General features: G+C 67.3%; 16 protein-coding genes. 7 read left to right on the top strand and 9 right to left on the bottom strand.

The annotated features are described in order from the left end of the window. The 5 genes from KS423_RS00760 to KS423_RS00740 all read right to left on the bottom strand — a co-directional run. Positions 1-1079 (bottom strand): AAA family ATPase (locus KS423_RS00760; RefSeq protein ID WP_224273541.1); only part of this gene is annotated, 1079 nt, incomplete at its 3' end. A 134-nt stretch (positions 1080-1213) separates the two neighbouring features. After that, positions 1214-1660, bottom strand: coding sequence for a VOC family protein (locus KS423_RS00755; protein ID WP_224273539.1), 447 nt, complete (start codon positions 1658-1660; stop codon positions 1214-1216). A gap of 69 nt (positions 1661-1729) precedes the next feature. Further along, on the bottom strand, positions 1730-3085 hold the full coding sequence (locus KS423_RS00750; RefSeq protein ID WP_224273537.1) for an alpha/beta fold hydrolase: 1356 nt from the start codon (positions 3083-3085) through the stop codon (positions 1730-1732). A 441-nt stretch (positions 3086-3526) separates the two neighbouring features. Further along, positions 3527-3886: a hypothetical protein gene (locus KS423_RS00745; protein WP_224273535.1), complete on the bottom strand. Its 360-nt coding sequence runs from the start codon at positions 3884-3886 to the stop codon at positions 3527-3529. Positions 3887-3941: 55 nt separating this feature from the next. Beyond that, positions 3942-4424, bottom strand: coding sequence for a Dps family protein (locus KS423_RS00740; protein ID WP_224273533.1), 483 nt, complete (start codon positions 4422-4424; stop codon positions 3942-3944). 564 nt (positions 4425-4988) lie between these two features. On the opposite strand from KS423_RS00740, the gene KS423_RS00735 reads away from it, so the two are divergent. The 4 genes from KS423_RS00735 to KS423_RS00720 all read left to right on the top strand — a co-directional run bounded on the left by KS423_RS00735 (position 4989) and on the right by KS423_RS00720 (position 9785). Then, entirely contained in the window at positions 4989-5435 is a 447-nt protein-coding gene (locus tag KS423_RS00735; RefSeq protein ID WP_224273523.1) for a hypothetical protein, read from the top strand. Between the two features lie 695 nt (positions 5436-6130). Then, complete coding sequence (locus KS423_RS00730) at positions 6131-7351, top strand: ABC-three component system protein (protein WP_224273521.1); 1221 nt, start codon at positions 6131-6133, stop codon at positions 7349-7351. Then, positions 7348-7824: a three component ABC system middle component gene (locus KS423_RS00725; RefSeq protein WP_224273519.1), complete on the top strand. Its 477-nt coding sequence runs from the start codon at positions 7348-7350 to the stop codon at positions 7822-7824. Before KS423_RS00730 ends, KS423_RS00725 begins: the two co-directional genes overlap by 4 nt. Next, on the top strand, positions 7821-9785 hold the full coding sequence (locus KS423_RS00720) for a DUF3732 domain-containing protein (RefSeq protein WP_224273508.1): 1965 nt from the start codon (positions 7821-7823) through the stop codon (positions 9783-9785). The genes KS423_RS00725 and KS423_RS00720 overlap by 4 nt, the downstream gene beginning before the upstream one ends. A gap of 346 nt (positions 9786-10131) precedes the next feature. On the opposite strand, the gene KS423_RS00715 is transcribed toward KS423_RS00720, so the two are convergent. Together KS423_RS00715 and KS423_RS00710 are read right to left on the bottom strand one after the other, a co-directional pair. Then, positions 10132-12336, bottom strand: a complete 2205-nt coding sequence (locus tag KS423_RS00715) for a caspase family protein (protein ID WP_224273506.1) — start codon at positions 12334-12336, stop codon at positions 10132-10134. Next, complete coding sequence (locus KS423_RS00710) at positions 12336-12749, bottom strand: hypothetical protein (RefSeq protein WP_224273552.1); 414 nt, start codon at positions 12747-12749, stop codon at positions 12336-12338. Before KS423_RS00710 ends, KS423_RS00715 begins: the two co-directional genes overlap by 1 nt. A 337-nt stretch (positions 12750-13086) precedes the next feature. Here KS423_RS00710 and KS423_RS00705 point away from each other — a divergent pair, with 337 nt between their 5' ends. The 3 genes from KS423_RS00705 to KS423_RS00695 all read left to right on the top strand — a co-directional run bounded on the left by KS423_RS00705 (position 13087) and on the right by KS423_RS00695 (position 19691). Continuing rightward, the gene (locus tag KS423_RS00705) at positions 13087-16335 is read left to right on the top strand and encodes a CHAT domain-containing protein (RefSeq protein WP_224273504.1); all 3249 of its coding nucleotides are present in this window, start codon (positions 13087-13089) and stop codon (positions 16333-16335) included. Positions 16336-16375: 40 nt separating this feature from the next. Further along, positions 16376-16612, top strand: a complete 237-nt coding sequence (locus KS423_RS00700; RefSeq protein ID WP_224273502.1) for a hypothetical protein — start codon at positions 16376-16378, stop codon at positions 16610-16612. 907 nt (positions 16613-17519) lie between these two features. After that, positions 17520-19691, top strand: a complete 2172-nt coding sequence (locus tag KS423_RS00695; protein ID WP_224273494.1) for an AIPR family protein — start codon at positions 17520-17522, stop codon at positions 19689-19691. 635 nt (positions 19692-20326) lie between these two features. Here KS423_RS00695 and KS423_RS00685 read toward each other — a convergent pair. Beyond that, positions 20327-21895, bottom strand: a complete 1569-nt coding sequence (locus KS423_RS00685; protein WP_224273492.1) for a serine/threonine-protein kinase — start codon at positions 21893-21895, stop codon at positions 20327-20329. Between the two features lie 247 nt (positions 21896-22142). Beyond that, the gene (locus tag KS423_RS00680) at positions 22143-25349 is read right to left on the bottom strand and encodes a type I restriction endonuclease subunit R (RefSeq protein WP_224273490.1); all 3207 of its coding nucleotides are present in this window, start codon (positions 25347-25349) and stop codon (positions 22143-22145) included. Positions 25350-25354 lie beyond the last annotated feature (5 nt).

Here is a 25354-nt window from a genome sequence, read left to right as displayed (position 1 = left end):
TGCCAGGCCCGCCGGTCGGGGTCGCGCTCGGCGTCGGTGGCCTCGGCCAGGGCGCGGTGCGCCGCGCGCAGGGTGGCGGCATCCGCGCCGCGCCAGACGGCCGAACGCACCAGCGGGTGCCGGAACCGCACCAGGGCTCCCAGGGTGATCAGGTCGGCGGCCTCAGCCGGTGCCGCGGCGTCGACCCCGATGCCCATCAGGCGCAGAGCGTGCCACAACAGCGGGCCGTCGCCGACCGGTTCGACCGCCGCAACCAACAGCAGGGCGCGGGTGTCGGCCGGCAGCGCGTCGACACGCCGACGGAAACCTTCCTCGATCCGGGTCGCCAGCGGGCTGGCGCCGGGGCCTCCGAAGCCGAACGCCAGCTCCGCCGGCGACAGGCCCCGGGGCAGCTCCAGCAGGGCGAGCGGGTTCCCGCCGGTCTCGGCGACGATCCGGTCCCGCACGCGGGCGTCGACCGGCCCCGGCAGGGCGCTGTCGAGCAGCGTCCGGGCGTCGGCGTCGGCCAGCCCGCGCAGGGCGAGCTCCGGCAGACCGGCGAAGCCCTCCTCCGGCCTCCCGCCGGTGGTCCGCTCGGCGAACACCAGCGCCACCGATTCGGCGTCCAGCCGCCGCCCGACGAACGCCAGGATCCGCTGGGACATCAGGTCCAGCCACTGCGCGTCGTCGACCAGGCACACCAGCGGGGACCGGGCCGCCGCCTCGGCGAAGAGACCGAGGACCGCGATCCCGACCAGCAGCATCTCCGGCGCCTTCCCCGCGCTCAGACCGAACGCGACCCTCAGCGCGTCCTGCTGCACCGCCGGCAGCCGGTCGAGCCGCGGCAGCAGCGGGGCGCACAGCTGCTGCAGGGCGGAGTAGGCGAACTCGGACTCGGCTTCGACGCCGGCCGCGCGGATGGTCTGCCACTGCCCCGCCCGCCCGGCCAGATGGTCGAGCAGCGCCGACTTGCCGACGCCCGCCTCACCCCGCAGCACCAGCACCCGGCTGCGCCCGTCGCGCACCTCGCGCAGCAGGCGGTCCAGCGCCTCCACCTCCCGGGTACGCCCGAGTAGCTGGTGGTTCGCGGGCTGCGGCATGGCACCTCCGGGACGAGTTCCTCCCGGAGGAGCTCCACCCATCCTACGAACACCGGGACCCGCTGAGCTGCGCGGATCCGGTCACCCCCGGCCGCCCTCGCCGGCCCGGTGCCGGACGGCCGGTGCACGGGTGGTCAGCGTCCGGGGGCCCGGAGGGTGACCTCCTGGAGGAACCACTCGTTGCCGTCGGGGTCGGCGAAGCGGGCGAAGGTACCGTAGCTGGGCCGTCCCGGGGCGACGCCGGGCACCCGGTGGGTCCCGCCGGCGTGGTGGAAGACACCGGTCTCGTCGTGGAACGGGCCGTCGATGTCGACTCCGCGCCCAGCGAGTTCCTTGACCGCCCGCTCGATGTCGGTCACGACCAAGTGCAGTCCCCGGGCGAAGCCCACGGGGAGCGCGGTCAGTCCCTCCCCGAAGACGACCGAGCAGGCGGAGCCGGGCGGGGTGGCCTGGACGATCCGGTAACCCTCGTCGATCGGGAAGTCCGCGTCGAGGCGGAAGCCGAGCGTGTCGACGTAGAACTCCTTGGCGATGTCGACGTCGGAGACGGGCAGGACGATGACTTCGAGCTTAAGCTCCACGGGGGTGTTCTCGCTTTCAGGAGGAGGGGGTGGTGGATTGCCGTGCGCTGCGGTCGCGGGAGGTCCCTGCTACCTCAGCGACCGGAAGGCGGTGCGGAGTTCTTCGGCCAGGAGCTGCGGCTGCTCCCAGGCGGCGAAGTGGCCGCCCTTGTCGACCTCGTTCCAGTGGATGATGTTGCCGAAGGTCCGCTCGCCCCAGCTGCGCGGCGCGGGGTAGATCTCGGCGGGAAAGACCGTCACCGCGACCGGCAACTTCGGGATGGACACCGCGTTGAACGGTCCGCCGCCGGCCTGGGTGCCCTCCCAGTACAGCCGGGACGACGACGCACCGGTGCCGGTGAGCCAGTACAGCGAGATCGCGTCGAGCATCTCGTCGTAGGTGAGGACCTTCTCGGGCACGCCGGCCGAGTCCGTCCACTCCGCGAACTTGTCGTAGTAGTAGGAGGCCATGCCGACCGGGGAGTCGGTGAGGGAGTAGGCGATCGTCTGCGGGCTCCGGTTCATCATCGCCGCGTAGCCGAAGCCGTCGCGGTAGAAGTGCAGCAGCCGCTCGTACGCCCGCTTCTCCTCGGCCGACAGGTTGGCGGGGGTCGGGTCGAAGTTGCGCAGCCGGCGCAGGATGTCGTCCGGCACGGTCCCCGGCATGTTGACGTGGATGCCGAGCAGCCCCTTCGGCTGCTGGACGGCGAGCACCTCGGAGAGGATCGCGCCGTGGTCGCCGCCCTGCGAGACGTACTCCGGGTACCCGAGGCGCCTCATCAGCTCGTGGAAGGCGGGCGCGATGCGGGCGAAGTTCCACCCGGGCCTGGTCGGGTTACCCGAGAAGCCGTAGCCGGGCAGGGTCGGCAGCACCAGGTGGAAGGCGTCCTCGGCGCGGCCGCCGTGCGCGGTGGGGTTGGTCAACGGGTCGATGACTTTCAGCAGTTCGACGATCGACCCGGGCCAGCCGTGGGTCATCAGCATCGGCATGGCTCCGGCGTGCGGGGAGCGGATGTGAGCGAACTGGATGTCCAGTCCGTCGATCTCCGTGATGTACTGCGGCAGTTCGTTGAGGCGCCGCTCCAGCTTGCGCCAGTCGTACCGGGTTCCCCAGTACTCCATCAGCGGCCGCACCTTCGCCAACTGCGCGCCCTGGCTGCGGTCGTCGACCGTCTCCCGGTCGGGCCACCGGGTCGCGCGGACGCGCCGCCGCAGGTCGTCGAGGTCTGCCTGCGAGACCTTGATACGGAACGGGCGGATCCCTGCTCCCGACCGCGGTGCCCAGCCCGGCGTCGTCCCGGCGTCTGCCGATGCCGCCCCTCGGCCGGTGGCCGCCTGGGCCGGGGCGGACAGGCCGACCTGGCCGGCGACGACACCGGCCGCCGCGAGACCGAGGAAACGGCGTCGACCGGTGGTGGGCCGGTTCGTGTTTTCGTGCGCTGCCATCGAAGACTCCTTGTGTCGGAACGGGATGTGAGGTGTTCCGCCAGCCGTCGGCCGGAGGCACCTGACGGCATGGCTCGCCGGCCGGCTGTCCTGGCAGGTGGACACCGCTGACGGTGCGGGACGTCCGGGTGCGCGCCTGGGGCAGCCGGAGCGAAAAGCGGGAGACCCGGCCCGCGTTGACGCGTTGGGTGACCGTCCGACCGTCCGCCCGTCCGCCGAACACCAGGCGGTCGGCTCACTGCGGCCTGTGCAGGACGGCGGGGCAAGGGAGTGCCGGGTGACGGGCGGGCCCGGTGTGCGTCTCGGGGCCGGCAGCGGACGGCGGCCCGCTTGCGCTGCCCCGGGGCATCACCCGCCTACCCGGCACCCCTCATGACAGGGGCTTCGAGACCTCCGTGTGGAGAGGTCACCGAAGGCCGTACTGCCCTGGTCCGGGTGGCGTCAGGCCGGGACCACCCGGTAGCTCAGCACCGGCCACGGCAGGTTGGACTGGGCCAGCGAGCCGGTGGCCCACGGGTTGGCGCCGGTGCAGCCCGCACCGGAGTACAGCACCACGGACGCGGAGCCGGAGGCGACCTGGACCGATCGGGCGGGCGCCGACAGCGTGTGGCACGGGCCGAAGTCGTCGAGGTCGACCGCGGTCACCGCGCCGCTCCCGCCGGTGCCTGAGTAGAGGTGGGCGCCCGGCTGCAACGGAGGCCAGCCGGCAGCGTGTGCCGATCCGGCACCGAGGCCCATCACGGCCGCGACGACGGTCGCCGTGGCGGCCGAGCCGCGGAGCATGGCCTTGGGTGTGAACATGTGAACCACCTTTCCGTGTGTGTGATGGTGTTGCTGGAGGGTGCTGTTGGAAGGATCAGGCCCGGTTCTCCACCTGGAACATCCAGCTCTGCTTCTCCAGTTCGGCGATCAGCCCGATCAGCAGATCCTCGGTGACGGCGTCCGCCTCGCCGGTCGCGCCGATGCGCTCGCGCCGTCGGCGGATGACGGTGGCGAACGTGTCCACCAAGGCGTTCACCACGGCCCTGTCCTCCAGCCATCCCTGCGGAACGGAGGGAAGGGCGCTGGTGGCGGCGATGGTCGCGGCCCGGCCGTCCGGGGCGACACCCAGCGCGGCGGCGCGTTCGGCGACGGTGTCCGAGAAGTTCCGGGCCGTGGCGGCCACCTCGTCGAGCTGCACGTGCAGGGACCGGAAACGCGGACCGTACAGGTTCCAGTGCGCCTGCTTGGCCGTCAGGGCGAGATCGAGGAGGTCGACCAGGGTGGCCTGGAGAGCACTGCCGGCGACTGCTCGGGCGCTGTCGGACAGCGGGCTGCTGATGACGGGAGGTACAGACATGGCGCGTCCCTTCGGGGCGGGCGGGCGTTCTCCATCATTGACTCCGCACTGCCGTTCGGCATCGGTCATTTGACGGCATGTCCGTTTTGCCGTGGGCGTCTCCCCAGTGGCCGGGGCAGCAGCTACCGACCCGCTTCGCCATGCGGCCCTCGCCTCTTTCGACACCGCCCCCCGTGTCCCTGCGGGCTTCGACCGTCAGATGACCGATCCGGGAATCCACCGACAGACGAAGGGTGGGAGCCACAGCCGACACACGGCCGCCGGGAAACGAAGGATCCGGCCCGGGGGCTGAGCTGCCCTGCATTTCGTGGAGTCCGCGATTGTGTGATCAAGCGGTCTGGATCACCTGCACATGCCGAAGCACAACGCGGAGTGGTGATGGGACAAGCTCCGGAACAACGTCCGTCGTGACGAGGACACCGACGCGCACCTTGTCCGACTGGGGTGGCTCCCCCTGCGGGTCTGGGAGCACGAGGCCGTGAACACCGCAGTGGCCAAGGTGGTCGAGGCCCTCGCGTTCCAAGGGCACCCCCGGGCGATGGGGATCCAGGGGCGGGGCGGACGGTGATCACGGAAGGCGACCGCTACCGCGCGTACGTCGCCAACGACCTCATCCCCGCAATCGGCAGCATCCGCCTCGACGACCTCGGCTACCCCCACATCGTCGGCCTCGTCCACACTCAGCTCACCCACGGACGAGGCCGCGTCACCGTCCACCAGATCCTCGCCACCCTCTCCAGCGCACTCGGCGACGCCGTCCGACACCACCGCCTGGCCACTAACCCCGCCCGGCCAACAGTCATCCCGCGCCCAGCCGCCGCCGAACGCCACATCTGGACTCCGCAAGAGGCCGTCCGATTCCTCCGCTACTGCCACGCTGTCGACCCGCCTTTCGCCGACCTCATCGAGCTGCTCATCGGCACCGGCACCTGTCGACCAACGCCAACATCTACAGCCATCTCACGACCAAAGCCGCCCGCGACGCCGTCGACACCATCGACAAGACACTGACGACCATCGACGGAGTCGGCACTCCCCGGCTCGCATCCCCAGGCCGCGACCACCCAGCGACCACAATCCGCAGCTCCACAACCAACTCACCCTCACCAAGAGGCCGGAAGGAGCAACGAGTTACCGAAACATCGCCCAGCCGCCGCCAGAACGGTGCGACCACCATGCGACCATCAGTCGACGGAGCATCAAAAAGGCCGTTCCCGCCAGAAGCGGAAACGGCCTAAGACCTGCAGTGATGCAAGTCGGGACGACAGGATTTGAACCTGCGACCCCTTGACCCCCAGCGGCTGAAAGGGGGTGACGGTCCGTCCGTTCAGTCCAGAAGTCGCAGGTCAGGGCCTGTCACGTCCAGGCCACATGACACCTGACAGCACCTCGTGACGCCCAATCCGTGAGAGGCACTGGGCGACTGGGGGTTCGAGAGTGACTTGCCTCACAGCCTCAATCTAGGACTCACTCGCCCTTTTGAACGCCTCGCAGCCGACGATCATTGCTGCCCGATGGACGGCGCTCGCACCGCAGAGGGCAAGCCACATCGCGACCACCCTGGTCGCTGATCGGAGCAATCAGTCCCGCCGGCACACCTGCGGCGGCGTGTCTGCCTGGTACGGCACGCTTCGCGGTTTGCACCCACCCTTACGCGGATCATCGACCTCATGGAATGATCGCGGGACCGGTCTGGCTTTGGGGGTGTGACGGCAGACGGCGGAGAGCAGTACGAAGCGTCAGCGTCAGCTTTGGGCTATTTGTTCCAGTTCGCCAAGGCTCTGCACATGTGCTTCGAGCAGTGGATGAGCGCCGGCCCTGACTGGAGCATCGCGGTTGAGGCCGCCGACGACATCGAACAGCACGTGGGCTCCGTGACCGACCTTCTACAGCTCAAACAGCGTGCCGAGGGCGTGCGTTTGACCGATACGTCGAAGGATCTGTGGAAGACCCTCCGGATTTGGGCAGAGGCAGCCACGGCAGGGCGCATCGACCTGGACGAGACGAACCTCTACCTGCTCACCACAGCTGAGTTGCCTGTAGGCAGCGTCGGCTATCTCCTCCAGCATCGCGACACGGGACACCGCGACGAAGAGCGGGCCTTGAAACAGCTCTGCGCTGCAGCCGGAGCCTCAAAGACCAAGAGCCAGGACCTCCTGAAGTCATTCGCTGCGCTGACCGGCATAGCCAAGTCACTGCAGAGCGCCCTGCTTGCGCGAGTCCAGATCGTCGGGGACACAGAGGACATCGCCGACGTCCGGACCGCGATGCTTCGCCTCGCCGCCGTAGCCGCCGGCCACGACGCCGCCAGAGCCTTCTTGAACCGGCTGGAGGGGTGGTTCTACGACCGCGTGATCGAGCAGATGCGCACGCCAGGTGGCAGCCCTATCACTGGTGTCGAGTTCGACGAGGTATTCAGTAGCCTCCAACGACAGTTTCAGCACGACAATCTGCCGATCGACGGCGACATCACCCTCATGACCGGCGACCCCACGGAACAGGCAGAGAAGATCTTCGTCCGGCAACTGGGGCTCATCGGCGTGAGCTCCACACGCATCCGCTTCGCAGTTCGAGACTACGTGCGCGCCTTCGCGCAGCGCTCGCGATGGACCAACGAGAACCTGCTGCGACCGGGTGAGATCGGCGAGTACGAGCGTCGGCTGGTGGAAGAGTGGGAAGCCCGCTTCGCTGTGATGGAGGAAGAACTCGGCGCCGAGGCCACCGAGGAGCAGAAGAAGGCCGAGGCCAAGCTCATCTACCGATGGGTCGACCAAGAAGCCCGCTTCCAGATCCGCGCCGGATGCGACGAGGTCTTCGTGACCAAGGGCTCCTACCAGATGCTCGCCGACGAGTGCCGAGTCGGTTGGCACCCCGACTTCGCCGCCCGCCTGATGCAGCTCCTTGAGCCCGTCGAGGTGCCTGGGTGAAACTCAGCCGCGAAGAGCGCGCCCTGTACAACCCCGCCTTCACTGCGCTCCTTTGTACCCGCGCCGTCCAAGGGCACGAACAGCAGTACAACTCCCCCTGCCCGCTGCCCGTGGCCGTCGTGGCAGGGATCATGGCCCTTCAGCCCGCGGTCAGGGCAGCCCTCCCGGGCACCCTGAACAGCGGACTTATGAAGTGGCTCGAGGCGAATGACGGCGTACGCATCGCCATGACCCGGAACGCGGCCCCCCTCGCCGCCGTGGTTCGCCCCGGCGTCCTGTTTGCCCTCCAGACCAGGACCCTGCTGGCCACAACAGAGGGACTCACCCTGGCCCTGGGCCCCACCACCAAGGGGGTCAAGGGAGCCACCGATCAGACCATCGCGATCCAGCAGGCCGCCCAGTTCCTCGGGCGCTGGCTGCCCAGCACGGGCAGCCTCAGCACAGTCCTGACCCTTCTCGGAGTCAAACCGTGACGTTCCAAATTCAATCGGTCACCATCTACGGCAAGAAGCCTGGCCAGATGCGTACCGTCTTCTTTCAACTCGGCGCCCTAAACATCGTGACGGGTGACTCCCGACGTGGAAAGAGCGCACTGCTGACGATCATCGACTACTGCCTCGCCAGCTCCGACTACCCCGTCAAAGCGGGCAAGGTCCGCACCTACGTCAGCACCTATGGCATCACCCTCACCAAGCCCGGTGAGCAGCTCTTCGTTGCCCGTCAGGCGCCCAAGGACAACGCCAAGACCAGCACCACGATGTGTGTGCTCACCCAGGCCCCCGGCAGCCTGCCACCAACCTTGGAAGATCTTCTCTTCACGACGCCCGATGACACCGCCAAGGCCTACTTGAGCGACTTCTGCGGCATCGACAACACCGTCCGCGTCCCGGCCGTCGGCAAGAACACACTCATAGCCCCGTCCATCCGCCATGCCCTCTTCTTCTGCCTCCAGGCTCAGAACGAAGTCGCTAACCCCGATGTTCTCTTCCACTCGCAGGGCGAGGAGTGGAGGCCGAACACGATCCGGGGAGTCGTCCCGTACTTCCTCGGCGCGGTCGATCCCGAGCAGGCCCTGGTTCACAACAAGCTCCGTAGCCTTCGCCGGGACCTGGCCGACAACGAGGCCAAGCTCGCCGTATCCGCAGGCCGAACCCCCGCCAGCGGCCAGGCTCAGGCACTCCTGATCGAAGCCATCGAATCCGGCTTGCTGCCCCAGCAGATCGGCACGCAATCGGCAGACGATGTCCTTCAGATCCTCCGTCGTCTCCGCAATGAACTGGCCCACGGCGGCACACTGCGGCCCCACACGACCGATGACGACCCCCTTGCGTCCCTCCACGACCGCCGAGCGGATCTGCGTCGGGACTTCGCGCTGGCTCGGGCTCGGATCGCCGACCTCAAGGGCGCCCTCGCCGAGAACGACGAATTCAGCAACCAGGCCATCGAACAGCGTGCCCGCCTCACGTCCCTCGGCCTCCTTCGCCAGGACACAGAAGCCAGGGATGTCCATCACTGCCCCGTCTGCGACAGCACCATCCCCTCGGCGAACGACACTATCTCCGGCCTCACACGGGACCTCGCCCTCCTCGACCGCGATCTCGGGGTCATCCGAAACGACACCCCCGCTATCCGACGGCTCATCGCTGACCAGGAAGACCGCCTGCAAACGCTCCGCTCAGAACTTGCCCGCAACCAGGAACAGGTTCAAGAACTCACCTCGAGCCTGCGCACGACCCAACAGGAACCCGATGACCTGCGCAGGGCCGCCATCGTCCTGGGACGTATCAGCTTCTACGTCGACACGATCGCCCAACAGGCCGCGGCGCCTCGTGTCCTCGACCGCCGTGACGAGCTGCGCGAGCAGATCGCTGCGCTGGAGGAACAGCTCAGCGGGAGCACCCAGGACGAGCGCCTCGCCAGCTTCTTGTCCCTGATCAACCAGGGCATCAGGGAGAAAGCCGTGAGCCTAGACCTGGACTTCGCGACCTCGCCCATCCGACTCGACCTCAACCGGCTCACTGTGGTCGCCGACACCACCGACGGACCAGTCCAGCTCAAGGACATGGGGAGTGCCGAGAACCACCTGGGCTACCACGTATCCACCCATCTCAGCCTCCATGAGTGGTTCACCAGGCACCAGAGCCCCGTTCCCAACGTCTTGGTCCTCGACCAGCCGTCGCAGGTGTACTTCCCAGCGGAACCGACCGGCGAGGAAGTCCTGCAGACCAACGACCGCACGCATCTACTGAACGTTTACGAGGCTATACACCGAACGCTGCAGCAGCTCGAAGGCAAGATGCAGGTCATCGTCATGGAACACGCCGACCTCGACGACCCAGTCTTCAGCCAGCATGTCGTCGAACGCTGGCGCTACGGCAACGATTCAGGACTCGTACCCTCGACCTGGATGGAGTCCACGCCCTCAGGCAGCTAATGAGTGGCCGGGCGGATCCCCACCCCAGGAGGTCTGTCCGTGGGGCCCTGCCAGGCCGCTATGCGCGGGTGATGGCGCTCCTTGAAAGCTCGCGGGATCGCAACACTAACTGGGCATTTCGCCCATTAATGGGCTGGTTGGTCACGATTCCCGCGGCGCTCAGGCTGCTGGCATTCGGTGACGCTTGGGACTCTGGTGGCAGAGGGACACCGTTGCATGAATGTCCGCCGGAACTGCGCGCTTCCTCCTGTCTCATCCCTGGAGGCCGGGCTTGAGCGTGTTCGTCTCTCGAGAGCCGCGAGCAAGCCGACGGCCATGACGCGCGTGGCCTCAGCAGGCTCGGTCGCTACCTCGGATGGCGGCAGATCTGGGGGAGTCGCGCTAACTTCAGAAGTCTTTCGAGCGACGGGACCACATCATCGTAGAGGGCAGGCCCTGATGCGCCTGGCATGAGTCGGCGCAGGGCGCGGGTTGCGATGTCGGCGAGTGTAGCTCCGATGTCGCCGCCTATATCGATAGGCAACGTGCCGATGAGGTTAACCTTGCAATCGCCCAACTCATCGATGTGTTCGGCGAGGAAGTCCACCACCACGGACTGCCGACGGGCAAGAAGTAGCAACTCGCAGGCGTGCACAGCATCGCGGAGATCGAATCGGAATCGGGCTGTGATTCGCGGGGATCCAGGCCCGGGCTCCTGGCAGGTGATGACAAGCTCGTCAGCGTCGTGGCTCTTGACCGTGATGCTCAGCTGCATGCTGCCATGGACGAGCAGCTCCTGCGCTGCCAGTCGTTCGTGTTCGTCGTGAAGGGCGATCGACCACCAAGGAAGAGGTCCCCAGGTGCCGTGTGTTGTTATGTGATCAGGGAGGGAAAAGATCTGGTACTGCTTCAGGAGATGCTGCTCGAACGTGGCGAGGCAGCCATCTTGAAAGTGTTCGTCCCGGCTGCGCTCGCGTAGCAGCTCGTACTCGATGGCGCTCATGCCCTCCACAGCCAGGCCGATGTGTTCCAACTGCTCCTGGATGATCTTTTCGGCCCGTTCGAGAACCCCGCAGAACTCATCGCCAGGAGGAGCCTGATCGAGGAGACGGCTGAGGGCGCTCCGCGCAGCCTGGCAGCGGACGAGATCTCCACCGAGGCTAACCAAGTGGCGAGCCTTGAGAGTGCTCCAGGGGCGGGTGGACATCCACCGCTCCCAGGCACGGTCGCCGCCACCACGCTTGGTGAGCGCCAAGGCATCGACGTTGCCGACACGGAAGTCCGGCTCGTCCTTCAACCTCTCCCACAGGTCGGGGTACGCCTCCAGCGGGAAGGCTGGCAGCGAGGAGTGTGCTGCGAGGACACGTGAGTCCGCGGTGTCCCACAGCTCGTGAAGTTCACGTTCCACACGTGTACGAGGCACCGTACGACCTCGCTGGGCAGCCCAGTATTCAAGCAGCAGCATGTACGTGCTCTCCGGACTCCAGGGGAGCAGTCCCAGGCCGTCAAGAGCCACAACCGTATTGGCCAGCCCGTCGCGCTCGAACCTGAACTGGACTGCAGCGATGAGCTCGGTGAGTTCATCAATATCGGGGCCTGGCGCGGTGAAAACTGGACTGGAGACGAGCATGTCCCGGATGTTGGCCGTGCTCTCGCCCCGGGCAAGCTGGACAGCGATCCTCGCAATCAGCAGGGAGCCGATGAGCCCGAGCTCGCCAAAGTCGTTGCGGAGTCGGCCCTTGCCAAGCGCCGGGACATCCCTTACGTGCCAAAGCAGCCCTACTTGGATCTCGTGGAACCACTCTTCACGCAGTGCTGCGAGCGTCGGATTCTGGCTACGCGACTTCCACTTGTTACGGAACAGCGCGATGGCGTGCCCCTGGTCGCCGGCCCGTTGCTGGGGTACCGGCATGCCCCGTGATTCCAGCCGGCCGCGGATGTACCGGTAGAGGGAGTTCATGTCGATTGGGTCGGGCGCATCTGGAACGCCATCGGAAATGGCTGTTACGAGCTCACCAGTGAACGCGGTGAGATGCGCACCCACAGGAGCCCTGGCGGCCTGCGTCGCAGCTGAGGCAGTCATGACGTAGGTGCCCTCGATGGCAGTCTGATCCGCGAACTCATCCAGCGCACCCATGTTCCCCTCCAGCGCGGCGCCGCTGTAGCAACAGTCGAGGATCACGACCTTTCTGAACGCCACGCTTTCTAACACTTCGGTACGGAGGTAGTTGAAAGCCACCGACTCGTAGAGCTTCCGGCCTTGCTCGGAATGCCCCAATGCGAGATAGAGAGAGCCATCGGGCGACCGCATACCGTGGCCAGCGAAGTACACCACAAGCGTGTCCGTCGCCTCACTCGCTGCCTGATGGACGGCATCGAGCACTTCCTTGACGCCGGCAGGATTACGTACCGTCACGCAATGTCCGGCAGGTGGACCCCCGATGTGCGGGGATCTGAAGATCTCCGCAAGCCTGCCGATATTGTTGTGCACCGCTGGTAAGTCCGGGAAGTTTCGATATTCGTCCGCACCGATCAACACCACACGGGTTCCGCCGGGGCCGGCCAGCCCCATCACCAATTTCCTGACACCGACGGCGTCGACGTCGACGACTGCCCCGAGCCAGTGGCCTCTGGGGCTCCGCCATAGGGCTCGGAAGCCAACAGTTCTGCGACTCGGCGCAGGGTTTCGTCCGACCCGTCGTGCACGGTTACTGTCATACCGTCACGTTCGAAGGTAACGGCCCCAGGCGGCGAAGGGCGAGCTGCTCGCCAGGCGACCACGATGTTCACCAACAAGCTCGCGGCGGCGATACCATTGCTGACGAACATGTTAATGATCTCGCCCGCATTCATGCGGTCAGAAACGTCAGGGGCTTGTGCCAATTCGACCTCCGCGCAACGCCGGAGTTCCCGATCCTGCCGGAGCCAGTAGTACAGATCGTGTGCCGCTGCGTCGTCGCCCTGCGTATCGACCGTGATCTGCATCTCCACGCTGTCTCCCCCTAGCACCTCTGCTGCCCACTACTCATAGCAAGGAGCGGATACGAGCCCGTCCCTCCCGTCACAGCTCTCAACCTAGACAGAAGGATACGCCCCAACTCGCCAGCAGTGGGCCACGTTGGCCCGTACTCCACTCTCGTCAACGGGTGAAGATTCAGCCGTTGTCGACACGGCGAGCACGGTGCGCCAGGGCATGCAGCGCACCGCGGTTGGGCGGCGACGGACCCGGCGTTGCATGTGGGGCGCGCGGAGCGCGTCTGCTCGTGGTCTTGCCCCTGCCACACCGCCGACCGGTCGCCTGCGGAGGGATAGGCTCTGTGCCATGTCGTACCCGGGAGTCGGTCGCTTCCTGGCGGCCGAGGAGCAGGTGGCCGGGAGGCTTCTTCAGCGCGGGCTCCAGGGAAGCCTGCCAGCGCTGGGCCAGGCGGTAGCTGCCTGGGCGAAGCTAGCCATGGAGCTACAGCCCGGACATCCACGGCGCGCGGCGGCGGTGATCAACTATTGCTGCGCTTTGGTGCGTTCCTTCGAGGTCCAGGGCGGCGAGGAGTCACTCGATGAGGCGATCTACCTGTTGCGCGCGGAGCTGCGGGTACTTGAGCCTGAGCGGCGTCTGGAGAAGGCGCGAACACTGGGAACGCTCGGCTGGGCTCTGTTGCGCAAGGCCGAGCACTGCGGCGATCTGGCCCTGGCCGATGAAGCGGTGGCAGCCCGTCGTGGCGCATGCTCGTGCACGGACCGACGGGACGCCGAGTACGCACAGCACCTGACCGATCTTGGGAGTGCTCTGGCTGCCCGGGCCGCGCTTACGGGAAGCGTAGCGGACCTGCGGGAAGCAGTCGGCGTCCACAAGGGCGCCGTACGGCGCACGACGAACGCTGACGAAGAGCGGGCGACGCGCTGGGCCGGGCTGGGAACCGCGAGCGTGAGCCTGTTCGAGTGGACGGGGGACGCGGCAGCACTGGAAGCTGGAGTGGCCTACCACCGCAAGGCATTGGCTGAGGTGTCCTCCAGTGAGCCGCTGTCCATCTTCCGTTCCAACCTGGGCGTCGCCCTGGGCATCTGCTACGACCACACCGGAGACCTCACCGTCCTCGAGGAAACCATCGCCTGCCACCGCGCGGCGTTGGAAGCAGCTCAGTCGGGGCATTTCGACCGTCCGCGCTGCCTGATGAGCCTGGCCACGGCTCTGCAGACGCGTTTCGAGGCGACCGGAGAGCTGGCGTGGTTGAACGAGGCCATCGACGTCTTCCGGCAGGCCATCGCGACCGTCGACGGCGCCGCGGAGCATCCCCAATATGCGCGGAGCCTGTGCGGGTTGGCAGGGGCTTTGGTGCTGCGGTACCAGCACATCAGGGACTCCGACAGCCTGCACGAGGCGCTGTGGAGGTTCGACGAAGGCATCGCCGCCACCCCGGTCGGGCATCCTAACCGGCCGACCAGGCTCTCCTCCCAATCCGTCGCCCGCTACCACGCCTTCCGGGACAACCCGTCCATGTACGGGCAGATCACCGCCCCGGTACGCGAAGCGATTGCACTGGTCCCCGCCACCCATGGCCAGCGCAGCTTCTACCTGTCGAACCTCGGGGCCTACCTCAACACCCACTACGAGCACAGCGGCGATGACACGGCACTAGCCGAAGCCCTCATGCTGCACGAGGAAGCCGTCGCAACCACCCCCGCTGGTCATGTCGAGCGCGGCAAGCGGATCGCCAACTGGGCGCTCAGCCTCACCCTCCGGGCCCACCAGACCAAGGACGTGGGCGACGCCGATCGCGCGGTCACCGTGTGTACCGAGGCTCTGGAAGCCCTGCCCTCCCCGAATCCCCAGCGAGCCCAGTGCCTTCAAGTCCTCTCCGAGGCATTGACCCTGCGCGCAGGCCTCACCGGCAACCCAGGTGACCGTGCGGGGGCCCTGGCCGCCTACCAGGAGGCAGCCGACGACGACCAAGCCCCCACACTGATGCGCATCCAGGCCGCGGAGCAACTCGGCTACACCACAGCTGAGTCTGGGGACACCCCCGCTGCGCTGAGAGCCTTCTCCCAGGCGGTCTCGCTCATCGACCAGGCAGCGTGGAGCGGGCTGGATCACGAAGCCCAAGCCGAGATCCTCCAGCGCCTGGCCCACCTCCCACAGGACGCGGCTGCGCTGGCGATCGAGTCCGGCGACCTGGAGCGCGCGGTGGAACTCCTCGAAGAAGGCCGAGGAATCCTGCTCGCCCAGACCCTCGACGACGACACCTCCTACCAGCGCATCCACGCCCGCGCGCCCGAGCACGCCGAACGTCTGAGGGAAATCAGCACCGCACTCGCCCGCGTGCCCCAGCCGGTCTCAAGCCAGCCCGACGAACGGGACTACGCGCTCCCGAGCCACCGGTCGCCCATGGATACCCGCACCACCCTTGCCGCGCAGCGCGACGCGCTGGTCGCCCAGCTCAGGCAGATCCCCGGCCTGGAGGACGCCTTCCGCCCGCCACGTTTCGTCGACCTGCAGGACGCAGGCGCACTCGGCCCAGTGGTCATCGTCAACATCAGCTCCTACCGGTGCGACGCGATCGCCATCACCCCACGTGGCCTCGGTCTGATCCCCCTGCCCGGACTAACCCGCGACGACGTCGACGGATACGCCAAGACCCTTCGGGAAGCCGTCAGAACCGCGCAAGCCGCAGCCCAGGCACGCGGCCCGGCGCACGTCATCATCACCAAGACCTTCACCCGGATCTGGGAGACCGTCACCGCACCGATCCTCCGTGCCCTCGCGATCACCGCGCCGGCCGACCCCACAGCTAGCGCTCCGCGCTTGTGGTGGTGCCCGACCGGCTCCGCGGCAGCCCTCCCCCTCCATGCAGCCGGCCATCCGCCGAACGCGGACCACCACGACGGCGCCCTCGACCGTGTCACCTCCTCCTACACCCCGACCCTGCGGGCGCTGCAACACCAGCGCAGCCGCCCCGGAATCGGTGTACTGCCCGATCCGCGCCCGCTGATCGTTGCGATGCCCAGCACCCCCGACCAGCGAGACCTGCCGGGCGCCCAAGCGGAGATCGGCGACCTCACCCGCCGATGCCCCGAGCACCATCTGCTCGCCGAACAGGCCGCCACTATCGATGCCGTCACCGCCGCCATGCAAGACCACGCCTGGACCCACTTCTCCTGCCACGGCGAACGCGCACCGCACACCCACGACGGGGGGCGCCTCCTGCTCCACGACGGCCCGTTGACCGCCCGCCAGATCGCCGCTGCGGACGTCCCAGACGGCGCACTCACGTTCGTTTCCGCCTGCGCCACCTACAGCTCCACGGGCGACGGCTTCGACGAGTGCCTCAGCGTCGGATCCGCCCTGCAACTCGCCGGCTACCGGCACGTCATCGCCACTCTGTGGCCCGTGTACGACACCAGCACCGTCGACCTAACCCGCGCCGTCTATGACCATCTGCTCGAGACTCGGGGCTCCGGCGGCCTCCGTCTGAAGGACTCGGCCGCAGCCTTGCGTAGCGCCGCACTCGAGGCGCGCCGCAGGACCCCTGACGATCCGACCCGCTGGGCTCCGTACCTACATCTGGGCCCAGAGTAGGAACAACCGCCGTGGCCTCGCAGCAGCCCGTCAGCGGTTAATGGTCACCAGCGCCCCGACCGGCGACGAGACCATTTCGGTCATCAGCACCGCCACCCTCCACGGCGAGGCCATCCGCCCGACCCTGGATTTTCGCCACCCCAGGCACCTGACGCCACGCCAGGAGCGGCTGCACCTCGTGTCGCGAGACGAACTTAGCTGCGGCCGCCTCATCATCCACCGACTCATCCGGCACTTGGGCAGCCTCTGGACCTATCGGCGCGCACTTGATCGATGACAGAAGCGTCAAGTGCGCACGTCTCAGCCAGAATATGCGATCACGGCGAGCAACCAGCGAGCCCATAGCAGTGATCGACAGATCGGACATACGTGCAGGAACAGCGCAAATAGTCACCAGCCCCCGGCGCCTAGTAGCCTCCACCCACGGAGTCGAACCGTGAAAACCGTGAGACGAATGTGAGAGGCAGGCCCCAGAGCACGCCAGAGGCCGCTTCCTCGCGAACGAGAAAACGGCCTCTGACCTGCGACAATGGGGCGAACCCCAGTCGGGACGACAGGATTTGAACCTGCGACCCCTTGACCCCCAGTCGCCCGGCAATGCGCGATCCAGCCTGATGTGCGCTGAACGGAACGCGCCGTCCGTGTTGGAGGACGAGGCTCGCGCGCATCGATCTACCAGGTGTGGTCCCTGCTTCGTCCCCAACAACAAGGCTACGTCTCCCGATCTGCCGACCGCTGTGGTGCACTGCCAGAAGTTTGCGATCTTGCGCACCCATCTCGCCGGCCGTTTCTGTTGGGTCCTCCGGGGCCGGCTTGGCCAGTCTCTGCTGCTGCAGATGTAGCAGGGCATCAGAAAGGATCTCTGCAGGAAGCTTCGGCGTTTGCGCTTGGTCGCGACCACGGCGATGGCCGTGATCGCGTCGTGGTCGAGGCTGCCAATCCCGGTGCGTAGGTGGGCCAGCAAGGCCCTCCAGTTGGATGGACAGGCAGCCGAGGTGAGGTCGCCTACCTCGGTAGCGGAAGGTCTTGTAGTCATACTCTGTGCGTTTCACTTCGTAGCGCTCCCACAGGGTGCACGAACCCCATTCTGTGAACGCACCGCGCGGCACGTACTGGCCGTGGGAGGATCTTGGGCTGCGGGCCAGTCGTGCACCAAACCGTCGCGGCCCGGGGAGGGATCGACCATGACGACCAAACACGCCGGGGGCGGCGAGCCAGACGTGGCCTTGCAGGTCCGCCAGGTGAGGCAGGCCCTGAAGGCCGTCTACGTGGACTCCGGACTCATCGACGGCAGCGACCTGGTCGGGAAGACGGGCGACGACCTCGAGAAACGCATGCTCTCGCGAGCCCTCTGTGCCCAGGCTGTCCGGATCGTCACCGGCTTCAGCCCGCAGGAAGCGGCGCTCACGGTGATCGATGGCATCGCCGACAAGGGCATCGACGCCATCGCCGTGGTGGACGGCCCGGACCCGCACGTCTATCTGGTCCAGGCTAAGTGGAGCAAGGACGGCAAGGCCAAGGGCGAGCGGGAGACGGTCTGGGAGCTACTTGCGGGACTGCGGCTCATCGACGACGAGGACTTCGCCGCGTTCAACCCGCGCGGGCGGCAGCTTGCTGAGCACGCCAAGGTTGTCATGGCCAAGGGCCCGACCCCGGTCACTCAGGTCGCGGTCCTCATGCGGGCCGATGAGGTGAGCGAGGGATTCCGCCACGCCCTCGTCGACGGTGAGAGGGAGTTCAACCGCCACGGGGACGTGCTGGACCACCGGATCATCCTGGCGCCCGAGGTCTGGGCCTCCGTGCGCGACGACCTGGCGCCCCAGCCGGTCCAGCTCACGGCCAATCTGTTCCCTTGGTTCGCCATCAGCCTTCCGTACGAGTCGTACCAGGGTGTTGTTGAGGCTGAGCAAGTGGCTGAGTGGATGGGCCATGGCGCAAACCTGTTCAACCTGAACATCCGCAATCCGCTCGGCAGAACGCCGATCAACAACGAATTGATCGGCACCCTCACTGAGGAGCCTGCCAAGTTCTGGTACTTCAACAACGGCGTCACGGTGCTCTGTGAGTCGGTGGAGAGGACGAATCAGGCCATCCGGAACCCCCAGTCACGCCCTATCACCCTGACCCTTCACAATGCCAGCGTGGTCAATGGCGCCCAGACTGTCCGGTCGGTCGCCGAGGCCGTCGCAGCCGATGAGTCGGCCGCGGACGCACAGGTGGGGGTCAGGATCATCGTGACCGGCAAGGCTGCGGAATTCGCAAAGCGCACTACCCAGGCCACCAACCGGCAGAACCGCGTGGAAGCACGCGACTTCATCGCTCTCGACCCGGTTCAGGCCGCCATCCTGGAAGAGATGCGGGCCGAACTCGGTTTGGAGTACAGCGTCCGGCGCAGCGAACTGGACCCCACCGAGGACTCCGGCTGCTCCGTGGTGGAAGCCGCCTGCGCGCTCGCCTGCGCCCACCCCGACAGTCAATACGTGGCCAGGATGGCAACTACCCTCGACGTGCTGTGGGAGCGGGGTTCACAGGGCATCTACGACGTGCTGTTCCGGCCTCAGCCCAGCGCTCACCTGCTGTGGAACACTGTGCAGATCCTGCGGGAGGTCCGCCGCACCCTGCACACCCTGCGCCCGGGGTATGAAGGTCGAGGTGCCGCGCTCACCGAACAGGGTCTCTACCTGCTCACCCATCTCGTCTTCCGCCGGCTTGACACCGAGTCCATCGACGAGCCGGACCCCACGCAGGAATGGGCTTCTGCTGCCGTGGCACAGGTACCCGGCCTGGTGAAGGACCTGCTGCCCGCGGTTGCCGCAGCGATCGACGAACTCTACGGCGAACGCTCACAGATTCGGGCCGTGTGCGCGGACGTCGCCCGCTGTCGGGAGGTCGCAGACCGCGTACTACACGCCACTGCCGCACCCGGGGACCTGCCAGCACCCGACAAGTACCGCCGAGTCCCGGCACAGCGCAAGCCCCGTCGCCCCAACGCTGTGCACGTCCTCATCGACCGGGGAGTACTTGACGAAGGCGCCTCGCTCACGCTCACCACGGCCTACCCGTTGGAAGCCGAGGCCCTGAAGGACTGGCTGGCCCAGGACGAGAAGCGCAGCCGGGCCACCTGGACCAAGCACCGCACCAAGCCGGTCCTCTGGGCAGCCGATGGCAAGCAATATTCGCCGTCCGGCCTGATCACCCGGATGTGGGAACTCGCGGAGTGGGAACAACGGCCTGTCGCCAATCAGGGCACAGCCCGATGGGTTACCGCAACCGGTGAGACCCTCGCCGATCTAGCGTGGCGAATTCTCGGCGAGCTTGAGGAACCGGACGACGGCGAAGCGCCAGCACGCAACTGACAGAGCGGGATCAGTCCGTGCTGGTCGTGGGTGTTGCCGGCGGAGATACCGACGACGAGGGGCAGCCCGCTGCGGTCGGACAGGACGTACACCTTGGAGCTGGGCTTGCCCCTGTCGACGGGGCTGGGACCGTACGATCCCCCTTCGCGCACGGCCGTGCACCGAGTCGACGATCAGCCGCGACACATCGAGCACGTCCGCGGCGGCCAGGCGCTCCAGCATCACCCGCCTCAGCCGACGCCACAGGCCGTCCCTGGTCCAGATCGTGAAGCGGCGGTGCACAGCGTCTTCGACAGCCCGAAGCACGGCGGCAGATGCCGCCAGGCGCACCCGGTCGTCAGCTTGTAGACAACCGCCGCGAACATCGCCTCGTCGTCCAGGTTCGTGGTCCCACTGCCCCTGCGGCCGCACCCGCACCGCCGGCAGCAACGGCTCCACCGGATCCCAGAGGCCATCAGGAACGGTCCAGCCCCACCCGCCACTCCCATGACCGATCCAACGACCTGATCACCATATGGACACGCTGTAAGGCCCCGACGCCCTGCTCGCTGGCAAAGCGTCGGGGGCGAAGCTGAACCAGGCTCGCCAGCAGCGGACCACGTCAGAGCGATGGCCGATGGTTGAGGGCGCTGCGGTCAGTCAGGGGCGCGACCGTTCAGGTCCAGGCGGATGCGGGCAAGCATTTCCACCACCTCCAGGACCAACTCGTCCTCAGGGCCGTAGACCATGACCAGGTCCTCCTGAAGAGGCTCCAGGAGTCGCAGGGCCTCGGCGACACTGCCCCGTGCGAGGAGGAGAACGGCGATGCCGTGACGAAGGTCGATGGCTTCCTCGCTGACGTCGCCGTCGAGCGCACGGACAGTGTCGAGCACGTCCTGAAGTTCGTGGAGAGCCTCGGTGACCTGACCGAGTTCGGCGCGGCAGCGGGCCGCCTGGGCCCGGCATTCGCGGGCGGACGTGCTGGTGGGGCCAGCGGTCCGGCCGAAGGCGGCGGCCAGGGTCTCGAACTCGGGCAGGGCGGCCCGGTAGTCGCCGCCGAGGAAGCGGATCACGGCGCGCCGTTCGCGCAGGCCGAGAACCTCCTTGCTGTCGGTCCCGAGCGCGTGGGCGGCCGGTTCGATGATAGCGCCGAGTACCTCCACTGCCTGGGCGAACCGCTCGTCGCCCAGGAGGAGATCCGAGTGGGCATACGCCTCCTTGATCGCGGCGCGTACCTGCTCCAGGACGGGCAGCGGCTGGAGTTCGACCGTGGTGGGCGTGCGGACGATTGCGGGCGGCTTCTGCACCCGGGAGCGGGGCGCGTAGGGGTGGCGGAAGAGGCGGGTCGGGTCCGGAGCTCCAAGGGGGCCAGCCTCGGCCTGTGTGGGCACGGAGCCGGCTGCCGGCAGGAAGGGCAGGAGGCTCTCGTAGACCTCCTGGGTGTCGGCGGGGCGGCTCTCCGATGCCTTGCGCAGGAGGTGAAGGACGAGCTTCTCCAACGGCTCGGGCACATCGGCGCGGAGCAGTCGCAGTGGGATTGGTGGGGCGGTGAGGTGCTGGTGCATCAGTGCGTACTCGTTGCCCTCGAAGACTGGTCGGCCGGCGAGGAGTTCATGCAGCAAGCAGCCGAGGGCGTACAGGTCCGTCTGCGGGGTGATCCGCCCACCGCGGACCTGCTCCGGCGACATGTACTGGTGGGTGCCGATGGGGCTGCCCGTCGCGGTGAGCTTGGTGATATCCGTCCGCAGGATCGCCGCGATGCCGAAGTCGAGGACCTTCACCGTGCCGTCGCGGGCGACGAGGGTGTTGCTCGGCTTGAGGTCGCGGTGGATCACTGGGACGTCGTGCGCGTGGGAGAGCACGGTGGCAACCTGGGCGGCGACGGCTGCGGCCCAGCTGACGGGCAGCGACTGGTTGGGCTGGAGGTAGGCGGAGAGCGGCACGCCCTCGACGAGTTCCATCACCAGGAACAGCCGCTCGTAGCTGTCGTCCAGCACCGCGTCGTAGACCTGGGGCACGCCGGGGTGCTGGATGCGTGCAGTGATGCGCGCCTCCCGGCGGAACCGCTTGGCCAGTTCCTCGGCCAGCTGCGGCGAGGTGACCGCCGCCTGTCGGATCAACTTCACCGCCACGGGCCGGTCGAGCACGGCATCGTAGCCGCGCCAGACGTCGCCCATACCGCCGTGGTTAAGCTCGTCCAGGAGTTCGTAGCGATCGGAGATCATGGTCGCCGGCACGCGGCTACCCCCGTTTCTGCGTGCGTGGTCGATGGCTGTGGTGTGTGGTGCAGCAGTTCGGTCCGGGTCGGTGCGGGTACCGGCCGGCTGCGACTCCGGGTGCTCGAACGTGCCGGGACGCGTACCTAGTGTGGCGTGTGTGGCGATCACCGGTCCAGGCTCTTACGCGCCCCCCCGGCGCGGTAGGCGGACCGTTGTGGGCCGCCTACCGTGCCGGGCTGTGGTGCCGCCGGTGTCAGGCCGCGTCGTCCACGCCCTCCTCGCGCCTGATCATGCGCCAGGCGGCGCGGCGAGCGCTGCGGTTGAGACTGGACTGGAACCCCTTGTCAGGGGCGAAGTACCGCTTGCCGAGGTCGGTGACGATGCCGACGTAGTCCTCGACCTTGTCGGCGAAGACCCGGTCGAAGACCTTGCCGAAGTTGTCCTCGTCGTTCACGACCGCCGCCTGGCGGACCTCAGTCTCGGCGAGGGTCGCGTTGAAGGCAGGCAGCAGGTCCTGCTCGGTGAAGTCCGTTCCGAACTTGTCGTTGAACTTAGCGATGAGCTCGGACAGCAGGGACTTCTCCTGCTCCTTCGTGCCGCCCACACCCTCCCCGACGTTCCGGATCAGGGCCGGCTCTTCCACGGTCAGGCCCACGTCGTACTCGCCGGTCTTCTCCACCCGCAGGTGGCTGAGGTCCACCTCCCCGATGTCGACACCGCCGTCGGCCCGGCGCGGCAGCCGATTGAGCAGATACCGCCCGTACAGGTGGAGCCGCTCCAGGTCGGGGTCGGTGTACGGGACGATCTGCGCCAGGAAGCCGTACTTGCGCACGTAGTCGTGCAGGTTCGCGCGGAAGTCCTCAGCCGTCTTCTGGTCGTCCTCGTCCTCACTGTTCAGCAGCGCCTCGAAGCGGACCACCGCCGGGGCGAGCAGCCGGTACAGCTCTGCGTGCAGCTTCTCCCACTTCGTAGCGGACCCGCCAGCCATTTCCTGCGCGGCGAAGTACGCCTCGGCGAACTCGTCCATCTCGCGTGCGGTGAGGATCGGTGCGGACATGACCCGGCTCTGCGCCTCGTAGAGCAGGTTCGGGTCGGACGGGAACGTCCGGGCCTCCAGGAAGTACGGGCTGAAGGCAGCCTTGATGTCCTCGGCCTCGTTGACGAAATCGATGACTGCGAGGTCCGCTTGTGTCTTGCGCTCGGCGGTGCGGTTCAGCCGCGACAGCGTCTGCACGGCGGAGATACCGGTGAGCGTCTTGTTGACGTACATGGTCGTCAGCAGCGGCTGGTCGAAGCCGGTCTGGTACTTCTCCGCAACAACCAGGATCCGGTACTCCGGCTTGCCCGGGCCGCCGGCACGGACGGCCTTGTCGTCGGCACGGGTGTAGGCGAAGGCCTTGGGCAGCGCGCCCTCGGACAGCCCGTCGTTCTCCTTGGGCTCGGTCGTCTCCTCGCCCTCGAAGGTGAGAGAGCCGGAGAACGCCACCAGCACACCGAGGTCCGGGTACTTGACGTCGTAGCCGAGGTCCTTGAGATAGCTCTTGATCGCACGGGACATCTGCACGGCGGACTGGCGGGACGCCGTCACCACCATCGCCTTGGCACGACCCCCGAGCCGTCCGCGGGTGTGAGCGAGGAAGTGCTCCACGATCACCTGGGCGTGCTGGGCCACGGTGTAGTCGTGCGTCAAGGCGAACCGGGCGAGCAGGGGGTTCGCCTTCTTCGGGTCGACCTCGCGCTCCTCCGGGTTCTTGTTGACCAGCTTCCAGTAGGTGTCGTAGGTGACGTAGTTGCGCAGCGGGTCGAGGATGAAGCCCTCCTCGATCGCCTGTCGCATCGAGTAGGTGTGGAAAGGACGGTACTTGGCCTCGCCATCGACGTCCTGGAGCGTGCCGAACAACTCCAGGGTCTTCGCCTTGGGCGTCGCCGTGAACGCGAAGTAGGAGAGGTTCGCGGCGTGGGAGCGCTGCGAGGCCTTGTCCTTGAGGCGCTCCTGAAGGGTCGCGGGGGCCTCGGTGCTTGCGGCCTCGGTGGCTCCCTTGTCGTCGGAGTCCGCGTCGAGGCCGAGGTCGCGCAGGGCGGCCCGGACGGCGGTGGCCGCGTCGCCCGACTGGGAGGAATGAGCCTCGTCCACGACGATGGCGAAGTTGTGGCCCTGTATCTCGGTCGGGTTCTGCTTGAGGAAGTTGAGCAGGGCCGGGAACGAGTGGAGGGTGACCGTGACGATCTTCCCGGTCTCCCGGGAGAGCGCCCGCGCCAGCTGGGCGCCCTTCGCGCCCTGGTTCTCGTCGATCTTCACAACAAGTCCGGCGGTCTGCTCGAAGCTGCCGACCGTCTCCCGGAGCTGGGAGTCCAGGTTACGGCGGTCGGTGATGACAATGACCTTGTCGAACACCGGCACACCCGGCTTGAGGCCGGCCGCCAGAGCATCCGGGTCCAGACCGGCCGGATCGGTGGGCGTGTGCAGGTCGCTCAGCCGGTGGGCGAGCCAGCCGATGGTGTTCGACTTGCCCGATCCGGCGGAGGCCATGACCAGGTAGTTGTGCCCGGCCCCGTGGACGGCGGCGTGGGCGGTGAGCTTCCGCACCACGTCCCACTGGTGGAAGCGGGGGAAGATCAGCTTCTGGGTGCTGCCGCCGCCCGGCGTCTTCTCCTTGTGGAGATGAACGAACCGCTGGAGGAGATCCAGCCAGTTGTCGCGCTGCCAGACCCGCTCCCACAGGTAGGAGGTGGCGTAGGTGCCGGGCGTGGTGGGGACGGGGTTCCCCTTGCCGCCGGGCTCGCCCGGGCCCTCCGAGCCGGTGTTGAACGGGAGGAAGTGCGTCTTCAGCCCGCGCAGTTTGGTCGCGACGAAGACCAGGTCGGGATCGACGGCGAAGTTCGCGACGACGCGGCTCGTGAAGATCAGCTCGCTGGGGTCGCGCTTCTCACGGTACTGCTTCTTGGCCTTGTCGACTCCCTGACCGGTCAGCGGGTTCTTTAACTCGGCGGTGGCGACCGGGATCCCGTTGAGGAAGAGGGCCAGGTCGAGCCGGTTGCCCCGGTCGGCCTGCTTCGTCGCATACTCCAGCTCACGGACGACGGTGAGGTGGTTGGCCCGGTAGCCGTCGAGGACGGAGTCGTCCTCGACCAGGTTGGGGCGGAAGTACGCAACCCGGAGAAGGACGCTGCGGTCCTTCACGCCCTCGCGCAGCACCTTGAGCAGCCCGTCGCTGGCGATCGCCTGCCCGAGACGCTTCGCGAACCCGCGCTGCGCCTCGGTCTGATCGCCGGCGTACTGGGTGGTGACCAGCTCCTCCCACTCGTCACCCTGGGTCTTGCCGATGAAGCTGAACAACTCCTTGGTGTCCAGCCCGAGCTCGGCCCGGTAGTCCTCCGGCCGGGCCTCACGCCACCCGCGCTCGGTCATCGCGGCGACGATGGCCGCGCCGAAGGCGGCCTCGGTGTGGATCGGGGGCATGGCGT

Source organism: Streptomyces sp. LS1784, from assembly GCF_020103755.1.
Classification (GTDB): Bacteria; Actinomycetota; Actinomycetes; order Streptomycetales; family Streptomycetaceae; genus Kitasatospora.
The sequence above is the reverse complement of the archived record's forward strand: the minus strand, read 5'-3'. Positions and strand labels throughout refer to the sequence as shown.